This is a genomic window from Actinomadura sp. KC216, from assembly GCF_004348535.1.
In the GTDB taxonomy this organism is placed as follows: Bacteria; Actinomycetota; Actinomycetes; order Streptosporangiales; family Streptosporangiaceae; genus Spirillospora.
The window spans coordinates 1-10990 of sequence record NZ_SMJX01000275.1 but is presented as its reverse complement, the minus strand read 5'-3'; the positions used below and the strand labels follow the sequence as shown (position 1 = coordinate 10990).

Annotated in this window: 5 protein-coding genes; all 5 read left to right on the top strand. The window is 66.4% G+C overall.

What is annotated here, in order from left to right:
- Nucleotides 1-2834, top strand: a 2834-nt coding sequence (locus E1264_RS33040) for a LamG domain-containing protein (protein ID WP_132179799.1), incomplete at its 5' end; no start/stop codon positions are given.
- A 165-nt stretch (nt 2835-2999) separates the two neighbouring features.
- On the top strand, nt 3000-7712 hold the full coding sequence (locus E1264_RS33035) for an RHS repeat protein (protein ID WP_132179797.1): 4713 nt from the start codon (nt 3000-3002) through the stop codon (nt 7710-7712).
- A 436-nt stretch (nt 7713-8148) separates the two neighbouring features.
- Nucleotides 8149-9828 carry an RHS repeat-associated core domain-containing protein gene (locus E1264_RS33025; RefSeq protein ID WP_132179795.1) on the top strand — a complete coding sequence of 560 codons (1680 nt, stop codon included), beginning with the start codon at nt 8149-8151 and terminating at the stop codon, nt 9826-9828.
- 8 nt (nt 9829-9836) lie between these two features.
- Nucleotides 9837-10346: a hypothetical protein gene (locus E1264_RS33020; protein ID WP_132179793.1), complete on the top strand. Its 510-nt coding sequence runs from the start codon at nt 9837-9839 to the stop codon at nt 10344-10346.
- Nucleotides 10347-10654: 308 nt separating this feature from the next.
- Complete coding sequence (locus E1264_RS33015; RefSeq protein ID WP_132179791.1) at nt 10655-10906, top strand: hypothetical protein; 252 nt, start codon at nt 10655-10657, stop codon at nt 10904-10906.
- The last annotated feature ends 84 nt before the right edge of the window (nt 10907-10990 follow it).

Here is a 10990-nt window from a genome sequence, read left to right as displayed (position 1 = left end):
TGCAGGACGCGGTCAACAAGGGCCATTCCACGATCACGTTCGGGCTGAAGGCCTACAACGAGTCGTCGATGTCGTGGTGGAAGCGGTTCGCCGACGACGCCTACCTGCGGGTCCAGTACAACAACCCCCCGGAGCAGCCCAAGACCGACAGGATGTACGCCGACCCGGGCACCGCGTGCCTGCCCAGCGGGCAGGCCAAGTCGGTCAACGACTTCTCCAGGTTGTACGCCTACCTCGAGGACCGCGACGCCGAGGACGCCAACAAGGTGTACGCCCAGTTCACGCTGCACTGGGCGAACAAACCTGACGGGTCGGACTGGGGTGAGAAGTGGACGTCGGGGTTGATCGGCCCGAAGACCACGGGCAGCAAGTTCGATGTGGAGGTGCCGCACACGATCCCGGTCGGGACCAAGATCGGTTGGGGAGTGCGGGCCTGGGACGGCGAGCAGTACAGCGCCTGGAGCTACTCCGGCGCGCAGACCGGCTGCTACTTCTTCTACGACCCGGCGATTCCGGGAGAGCCGACCGTCACCTCGCAGGAGTACCCGGAGGGCGGCGAATGGCGCGGCGGTGTCGGGGACGCCGGACGGTTCGTCATCTCCGACTCGGCGGGGGTCGCCAGCCGGTATGAGCTGACCCTGAACAGTGTTCCGATCAGAACGCTCACCACCACCAATGGGGCGGCGCAGGTGGCGGGTCTGGCACCGACCCGATCGGGGCCGAACGTCCTGGAGGTCGAGGCGTTCTCGGCCGGAGGCCAGAAGGGCGCCAGCGTCTCCTACGAGTTCCTGGTGAATGCGGGGGCCGACCCGGTAGCGCGGTTCACCCTGAACGAGGGCGTCGGAGCCAATGCGGTGACCTCGACCGGTCCGGGGCTTGCGGCGACGGTGGCGGGGTCGGCGACTCTGGGTGGTGAGGGCAAGCACGGGACCGGGCTGTCGATGGACGGCGTTTACGGCTTCGTGGAGAGCACTCTTCCGCTGGTCGACCCGACCAAGAGTTTCACGGTGTCGGCCTGGGCCAAGCCGACCCGGTACGGAATGGTGAACGTCCTGGCGCAGAACTCGACGTTCCAGAGCGCCTTCCAGCTGGGAATCGATCCGGCGGGGATGCCGGAGTTCAAGAAGCCCGCCACCGACACCGACGGCGGTGGCGGAGCCTGGTCCAAGGCCACGGACGACACCCCGCTTCCCCTCGGGGAATGGAGCCATCTGACCGGCGTGTACGACCAGAGCGCCGCACAACTGCGACTTTATGTGAACGGGCAGTTGCAGGCCACCGTGGCCGCGGGCGCACCGTTGGTGTCACACGGCGCGTTCGAGATCGGCCGGAGCCTCTACAACCGGGCTTTCGGGAACTATTGGCCCGGCTCCATCGACGACGTTCAGGTGTTCACCCAGGCGCTGTTCGGCGAGCAGGTCCAGCAACTCCTCGATGGTGCGGCCCCGGCGGGGGCGGACAAGGCCGCGCATTGGAACATGGACGAGCCGGCGGGCAAGATGCGGGTGTACAGCCCCATGGATCCGTGGCAGGCGAGCCTGCACGGCGCGGCGACGCTCGGTGCCCCGGGGCAGGCGGGCAGCGCACTGCGGCTCGACGACACCACCCAGGCGCACGCCGGGACCGACCGTCCCGTCATCAACACCATCCGCAGTTTCGCGGTATCGGCATGGGTCCGTCTGGAAAAGGGGGACCGCACCAGGACGGTCCTCAGCCAGGACGGCGAGCGCAGGAGCGGTTTCTACCTCAAATATGATGCCGCCTATCAGAAGTGGGCCTTCTCCAGGGTCAAGGTCGATAACGGTGATGACACCACCGCCTATCAGGCGTTCTCGAAAGAGCCCGCAATCCTGAACTCCTGGACCCACCTGGTAGGGGTGTACAACCAGCACTCTGGAAAACTGCAGATCTTTGTGAACGGCGAGCCCGGGACGGAGAGCCCGCAGGTCGCCTCGTCCTGGCTTGCCGCGGGCGGATTCCAGATCGGCCGGAGCAAGTGGGCCGGAATGCAGGCCGACCACTGGCCCGGCGTGATCGACGACGTGCGCGTCTACGACCGGATTCTCGGCGACCGGGAGGTCGAGGAGCTGGTCGTCCAGCATCCGGTGCTCAGGGCGCGGTGGGTGCTGAACCAGGCGCCGGTGGGCGAGGCGTTCGAGGGGCCTGCGGGCTCGCCCGGGCTGGCTCTGCACAATGGCGCGGCGATCGTCGACGGCGCCGGGATCGGCTTGGACGCGGTGGCCGGTCTGCAGCTCAACTCGGCAACCAAGGCGTTCGCCGAGAGTGCGGCGAAGGTCGTGGAGACCGATCAGAGTTTCACGCTCGCGGGCTGGGTCCGGCCGCCCGTCGGTGGACGTCCTCAGCAGCCGGTGACCGTGTTCTCCCAGGCCGGTGCGAATACCGATGTGTTCCAGCTGCGGTACGTCCCCGGCGCGGACCCGGCCCTGCAGGGGAGCTGGCAGATCCAGATGCGCAATGCCGACGACCAGGCGGCCGCACCGATCACCGCCGTCCACGGCGATTTCGATGAGCACGGCTGGATGCACCTGGCGGTGGTGTACGACGCGCTCCGCGACCGCGTGAGCCTGTACGTCAACGCTGAGCTGTACCAGACCAGCGACGGTGTCTCGCAGGTCGGTCAGGTCCAGGGCTTCAAGACCCCGGGCAGCCTGCTCCAGGTCGGGCGCACGAAGTTCGGAGCCACCGACGGCAACGGTACGGAGTTCTGGCCCGACGCCCTCGACGACATCTGGGTGTACCAGGGCGCCTTGACCCCGGAACAGATCGCCCGCCTGGCCATCAACGACGACATACCAACCGACGCCGGCCCGTAGCCCGGCACCCGTCCCTGCACTTGACCCGCTGGATCCGTGATCGGCCCTTGCCCAGGGCGATCGGCGATGGAGGATGTCGTGAACGCTGGCCGGAAGGTATCTGGTCGGGCCTCTCGCAAGGCGCTGGTGCTGGACCCAGGCAGGGGCCTGCCTACGATCGCGGCCGTGACGGCGGTTGTCATGGCACTCGGGCTGATGTCGGCGCCGCGCGCGCTCGCCGAGCCGCCGAACCTCGGCCGTCCTACGGTGGACGACCGGCAGGAGCCCGTCGCGGGCCGGAACCTGAAGGTCAAGCCCCGCAAGACCGACACGGCCGTCGCCAACCCCGGCCCGGCGGCCCGCGCGGCCTGGCCGGCGCCCGGCAGCGCCGAAGTCGGCGCCGCCGCCGGTGGACGGAAGGCGGGCGCTCTCCCCATCGAGATCCTTGAGGCGCCCGGCCGGGAACGCGCACCCGGCGGCGTCGAGCCGGCCGGCCGGGTACGGGTTCAGCTACTAGATCGTGGCGCCACGCGAGCCGCCGGGGTGGACGGGCTGGCGTTCACCGTCGCCCGCACCGACGCCACCGTCCCGGGACGCGTCCGGCTACGGCTCGACTATTCCAAGTTCGAGCAGGCGTTCGGCGGCGCCTACGGTGCGCGGCTGCGGCTCATGACAATGCCGCAATGCGCCCTGACCACCCCGTCCCGGCCTGCCTGCCGCACGCCCATTCCGCTGGACGCGGTCAACAACGGCAAGGCGAAGACACTCACTGCGGAAGTGGAAGCAACACCGGCATCCGCCTCGACGTCGGGCAGTGCGACGCTGCTCGTCGCCGCTGCCGGTTCCGAAAGTTCCCAAGGCGATTACAAGGCCACGTCCCTGGAGGCGTCGGCCACGTGGAACGCCGGCGGAAACACCGGTAACTTCACCTGGTCGTATCCGATGCGCGTGCCACCCGTTCCCAGCGGGCTGACCCCGAAGGTCGCGCTCTCCTACTCCTCGGCGAGCGTGGACGGCAAGACCGCCAATACCAATGGCCAGCCGTCCTGGGTCGGTGAGGGTTTCGACTTGTGGCCCGGCTTCATCGAGCGGAGCTACAAGTCCTGCGAGGACGACGGCGCGCCCAAGGACGAGTGGGGGAACTCGCCCGGGGACGAATGCTGGGGCTACGACAACGCGACCGTGACCTGGAACGGTAAGGGCGGGGAACTGATCAAGGCCGCCGACGGCTCCTGGCGGATGAAGGGCGACGACGGCACCAAATTCGAGAAGCTCGCCAGCTCGTCCACCTCAAACGGTGACGACAACGGCGAGTACTGGAAGGTCACCACCACCGACGGCACCCAGTACTACTTCGGCCTCAACCGCCTTCCCGGCTGGACGACCGGAAAGCCGGAGACCAATTCGACGTGGACGACCCCGGTATTCGGCGACGACACCGACGAACCCTGCCATGACTCCACCTTCGCCGGATCCTGGTGCCAGCAGGCCTATCGCTGGAATCTCGACTACGTCGTCGACGCTGCGGGCAACGCCATCAATTACACCTACGGCAAGGAGATCAACCACTACGGCCGCAACCTCAAGGTCGGGGACGAGACCCCCTATGTCCGCGGAGGTTACCTCAAGACGATCTCCTACGGTCTCCGCAAGGACGCGCTGTTCGCCAAGCCGCCCGCACAGGTCGTCTTCACCACCTCCGAGCGCTGTATCCCGGACGCGACCTTCGACTGCGCCCCGTCCAAGATCGGCGCCAATCCGGACCGCTGGTGGGACGTCCCGTGGGACCTGAACTGCAATTCCGGCCAGGAGTGCAAGGACGACCACGGAACGATCTCGCCGACGTTCTGGTCCCGCATGCGCCTGACGAAGGTCACCACCCAGATCCTCACCCCGGACGGGTCGGCCTACCGGCCGGTGGATTCATGGTCGATGGACCACGAATGGAAATTCGCCGACGTCGAGCGGGACCTCGTCCTGAAGGAGATCACCCACACCGGTCACGCCGCGACCGATGGGGGCGGCACCGTCACGCTGCCGAAGGTCACGTTCAACCACATCCAGCGGCCGAACCGGCTCGACAAGAGCGGCGACGACATCCTGGCCTACATCCGTTACCGGCTCGGCGCCATTTACGACGAGTCCGGCGGCCAGATCGACATCTCCTACTCCGAGACCGACTGCTCGCTCAGCAACCTGCCGACCCCCGAAACCAACACGACCCGCTGCATGCCGGTGATCTGGACACCGCCGGGCCGCGAAGACCCGATCACCGACTGGTTCCACAAATATGTCGTCACGTCCGTCATCCAGACCGACCGCACCGGTCTGTCCCCGGACATGGCCACCAAGTACGAGTACGTGGGCGGCGCCGCCTGGCATTTCGATGACGACGACGGCCTGACCAAGGAAAAGGACAAGACCTGGTCGCAGTGGCGCGGCTACGGCCACGTCCGCACCTTCACCGGTAACTACACCAATCCGTCCACCCAGTCCGACGCCTATTTCATGCGCGGCATGGACGGGGACCGCCAGACCACGTCCGGCGGGGAGAAGAACGTCTCCGTCTCCGACGGGGAGGGCGGCACCCACCCCGATCACGACGCGCTGTCCGGGTTCACGCTGAGGACCGTCCAGTACACGGGGCCCGGCGGCGCTGTCCACGCCAAGACCGTCAACACCCCGTGGCGGCTGCAGACCGCCTCCCGGTCCCGCTCCTGGGGCACCACTACCGCGAACCTGGTCACCGTCGACACGACCCGCACCTGGACTGCCAAGGACGGCGGCGGCTGGACTGAGACCAAGACGGACAACACCTACGCCGACACGGGCCCGGGTGCGGGCCGGGTCACCGAGGTGAACGACCTCGGAGACACCTCCACCAGCGCCGACGACAAATGCACCCGCACCAGCTATGCCGACAACGACGACGCCTGGATGGTGAGCTTCCCGTCCCGGGTGGAGACCGTTTCGGTCGCCTGCACTGTCACCCCGAACCGTCCCGCTCACGTCGTGACCGACACGCGCGCCTACTACGACAACGCCGGGTTCGGTGGAGCCCCGACCAAGGGCGACGTCACCAAGGCGGAGAAGCTCGCCGGTTACACGGGGACGACGCCGGAGTACGTGACCGAGTCCAGCAACGTCTACGACTCCTTCGGCCGCGTCACCCAGGCCAAGGACGCGCTGGGCGCCACCACAACCACCACCTACACCGACACCCAGGGCCTGACCACGAGGAAGCAGACGACCACACCACCGGCGACCGCCGGGAACGCCGCCACGGCGTTGACGACCATCGAGGAACTGGATCCCGCGTGGGGGCTGCCGACCCGCACCACCAACGCGAACGGCCTGAGCACGGACCTGGTCTACGACGGGCTCGGACGGCTGCGCAAGGTGTGGCTGCCCGACCGCGACAAGGTCAACGGCGATGATCCCAGCTACGAACACGAGTACCGGTTCACCGAGGGCAAGATCGTCGCGGTCACGTCCAAGGCCATCGTCGCGGGACAGCTGCGCGTCACCGGCATCGAACTGAGGGACGGATGGCTCCGGCCCCGCCAGACGCAGGCGCCCGCAAGCGCGCCGTTGCGGCTGATCAGCGACACCTTCTACGACGACCGTGGCCAGGTCGTCAAGACCTACGCTCCCTACCCGGCCTCGGGCCCACCAGAACCGGAACTTTTCGGCATCGGTACTCCCGGCGCCGTGGAGTCACAGACCCGCACCGAATACGACGGGCTGGGTCGCAAGACCGTCGAGAAACTGACGAAGGGCAATGGCTCTCAGCCCGAACAGGAACTGTGGCGCACCACCTACGCCTACGGCGGCGGCAACCGCGTGTCCATCACCCCGCCCGAGGGCGGCACCCCCAGCGCGACGCTGACGAATGCCCACGGCAAGGTGATCGAACGCCGCCAGTACAAGGCCGCCACCCCGACCGGTGAGTTCGACGCGACCCGCTACACCTACACCCCCGCCGGGGAGATCGCCTCGGTCACCGACCCGTCCGGCAACACCTTCACCACCACCTACGACCTGCGCGGACGCAAGACCGAGACCACCGACCCCGACAAGGGCACCGCCACGTTCGCCTATGACGACCTCGACCGGGTCATCTCCACCACCAATGCCCGCGGCAAGAAGGTCTTCACCACCTACGACGGTCTGGGCCGCAAGACCGCCACCCGCGAGGGGGCATCGGACGGGCCACTGCTGACGTCCTTCACCTATGACACCGCTACGCGCGGGAAAGGCCTCGCGGCCAGCACGACCCGTCATCACAACGGCGCCCAGTACACCAGCAGAGTTCCCGAATACGACGTGCTGGGACGTGTCCGCAGCGCCACGGTCACCATTCCGCAAGCCGAAGGTCCGCTCGCCGGGACCTATTCCACGGTCTCCGCGTACAACAGCGACGGAACCCTGCAAACCTTCAGGCCACCTACCGCCGGTGGACTGCCCTACGAATCCCTCACGCCCACCTATGACGCACTCGCCCGTCCCACCCGGCTGACCAGCAATCTCGGCACGTACATCGACAATGTCACCTACCGCGACACCGGCGAGGTCCAGCTGATGGACTTCGGTCCGGTCGGCAAGCGAGCCTTCCTTCCACTACGAGTACGGCACCCGGCGCCTCGAACGCGCCAACACCTCCCGCGAAGGCATCAACGGTTACGCCCGCAGTGCGTTCTACCACTACTCCGACGCCGGGACGGTCACATCCATCACCGATACCTCCGACGACGGCGTCGACAACCAGTGCTTCACCTACGACCACCTCCAGCGCCTCACCCAGGCGTGGACGCAAGGCACCACCAACGCCTGCGCCGCTTCCCCAACCGCCGCGCTGATCGGCGGCCCGGCCCCGTACTGGCACACCTTCACCTATGACAAGGCCGGTAATCGCACCGGCGAGACCCGCCACGGCATCGGCGGCGGCGCCGACACCGTCCGCACCTTCACCTACGCACCACCTGGGCAGGGCAACCGCCTCAATCAGCTCACCCAGACGGGGCCCGCCGGCCAGCGCACGGACGGCTACACCTACGACGCGACCGGCAACACCACCGCCATCCAGACCACCGACGGCAGCCCCGCCCCCAGCACCCAGACCTTCGACTGGAACACCGAAGGCGAGCTGACCAAGGTCACGGAGAACGGTAACGACACCACCTTCATCTACGACGCCGAGGGCAACCGCCTGATTCGCAAGGACCCCGGCGGCGCCACTCTCTACCTGCCGGGCGGCACCGAGCTCCGCGCCCTCAACGGCGCCTCCACCGCGACCGGCACCCGCTACTACGACTTCGCAGGCCAGACCGTCGCGATGCGCACGTCCAACGGCTCCGTCACCTACCTGACAGGCGACCACCAGGGCACCGCCCAGGTCGCCATCGACGCGGCCACCTTGGCGAGCACCGTTCGCCGCTTCACGCCCTTCGGCTCCATCCGAGGCATGGACGAAGACGCCACGTGGCCGAACGACAAGGGCTTCGTCGGCGGCACCCAAGATCCCACCGGCCTCACTCACCTGGGCGCCCGCGAATACGACCCCGAGGCCGGTCGCTTCATCTCCGTCGACCCTGTCCTGGACCCGGCCGACCCTCAGCAGATGAACGGCTACGCCTATGCCAACAACAACCCCGTGACGCATGCCGACCCTGACGGCCAGTGCCCGCCCGACATCTGCGGCAAGGGCGTCATGAACGTCGGCCACAGCAAACCGGCCAAACACGGCGGCTGCGGGCGCGACTGTTGGGGTCCTCCCAGGAAATTCCTCTCGTCGCCAAACAAGCCGGTGACTTTCCGTTGGGGCGACACTGACGTTCGCGCACGGAACTCCATCGCGTACGTGGCCGGTGTTCAGCGGATGTTGCGGTACGTGTACATGAAGTACGCGGGCACTGGCGGTCCGTTGGATCCCGAGCTCATGCCGGCCTGCGCCAGCGACGGCACAGCCTGCTTCCCCGGAGACCTAGGAAGAATCGGCAATTTCGGGCAACTTCTCTGCAAGATGAGCGGCTTCAGCTGCAAACGCATGTCCGGCGGGGAGTTCTTCAGCTACGGGATGAACAACTTCGTCGAGCTCGGCGGCTTTGGCTTTGGACGAGACGGAGGAGGGAGCAGTCCCGCAGGTGCCGGTGCCGGGGGGCAGGGCAAGGGTGCCGGCGGTAAACGATCCAAGGGTTGCAGCAGTTTCGTTCCCGGCACGACGGTTCTCATGGCCAACGGCGAGAAGAAGCCGATCGAGGATGTCAAGGTCGGCGACAAGGTACTTGCCACCGACCCCGAGACGGGTGAAACCACCGCTCAACCCGTCCTCGGCACGATCACCAGCAAGGGCGACAAGCACCTCGTCCAGATCACGGTCGACCGCCATGTCGCCTTCGCGCCCTTGAAGTCCGAGGATCGCGGCTCGGGCAAGGCCCACATCGACAAGTCCGGCGTCGTCATAGCCACCGACGCCCACCCCTTCTGGGCCGCCGGTGACATCGGGGCCTGGGTGAAGGCCGCCGATCTCAAGCCGGGCATGTGGCTCCGCACCAGCGCCAGCACCTACGTCCAGGTCACCGCACTGAAGCACTGGTCCATCCGTCACCAGCGCGTTCACAACCTCACGATCGACCGTCTGCAGACCTACCATGTGAACGTCGGGTCCACGCCGGTCCTCGTCCATAACGACAGATGTGATTTCACCGATGTCGGCACCCCGAGCGATGTGATCGTTATCGGGAATCGGGAGGACACCGACGCCTACTTGAACGAGCCGGGCCATCTAGTGCTGAAGGTCCCTGACCCGGATTGGAGCCTAGCCCGCAACCTGGCCTGGATCAGGCGAGGTGCCGCCGCCCGGCGCACATACCGCCTGGTCAGCCCCCTCAACAGAGAAAATCTTTGGGATAACGGAAGAGGAGAGCCAAGGGTGTATGCGGAGGAGATCGCTGAGCTGCGGAATCAGGGATATCGTCTGTCACCGGACCATCGATTCATGCTGCCGCCCCCTTAGAAGGTGCCATGAATGCAACACCGGAAGAGATGGAAAGGTACCTGCGTGTCGATCCGGAAACGGAGTACTTCCAGGCTCCGATCCCGTCGGCTCACGATGAGGAGATCGCGCGGATCTGCCGGGGTCTGAACACACCGGATGACTACGAGAGTGCGAGGAGGCGGCTGGCTCATCTCGGAGAGACCCTCCTGGTGCTGTTCGCCGAGCGAATGGCCGTACTCGCGGTCAGGAAGAGGGAGGAGGAATGGCTCCTCCTGGGGCTCCGTGCTTCGGCGCTGGCGAGCAAGATCGACGACATTCGCATAGTCTTGGCCGAGCTTTCGCTGCTCTGGCACAGTGCCGGGTTGATCGGCCTGTCTCCAGAGTCACCGTTCGGGCGGGTTGCTCGGGAGGCCGGCGCTTTCGGCGAGGTGCTCACTGGTTTCGCTGGACGCGAGCCCGAGCTTCAGAGCATCTCCGAGATGTTGTACTCGACTCGTGGGGAGGGCGAGAACTTCACCTATCACCGCGACTGGTGATCGAGCTACGTGTCCATTCAAGCGGCATCGTGCAGAAAGGCTGAACTTCCGTCAGGCCGGCCGCTGAGGTCAGCGCGTCCACGATCTCACCATCACAGGCCCCACACGGCCGGTGCGAATCGTGTCGACGCCGGGAGCCGCCGGGCGAGAACGGCTGGCCTCTGGATCGGTATGGTGGGAAGCCACGGCCGGGCCGGGGGGCTGGGATTTGGGATATCAGCTTGCGCGGATACGATCTGGTTATCGTGATGGCTCGACCTGATGGGATGGGCTGATGGATCTTTGGTTCGGTGACTGGGGATCGATCTGTGAGATATGAGGAATTCAAGGGGCGGAGAGTTCAAGTTATTGACTTTGATGATGTTGGTGGCGAACGTGTTTTGGAGTTTGTTGATTCATTGACTGAGTCGGCTGGGGCGGCGCTCGCTGTTTACAGCCGTTCGAGTGAGTGGACGGATGCGCAGGTGAGCATCAATCCGGAAGTCGACGGTGTGTGCGTCGAGTTCATGGAATGGGCGTTGGGTGTCGCGCGACGCATCATTTCGTCACCGGATGTGTGAGCTGGAGAATTGGTTACCCCTTGCCCGGTTCCGCGTATCCGCCGTCGCGGGCTCCGCGACGGCTGTGCGTGGCGGGGCGCGGGT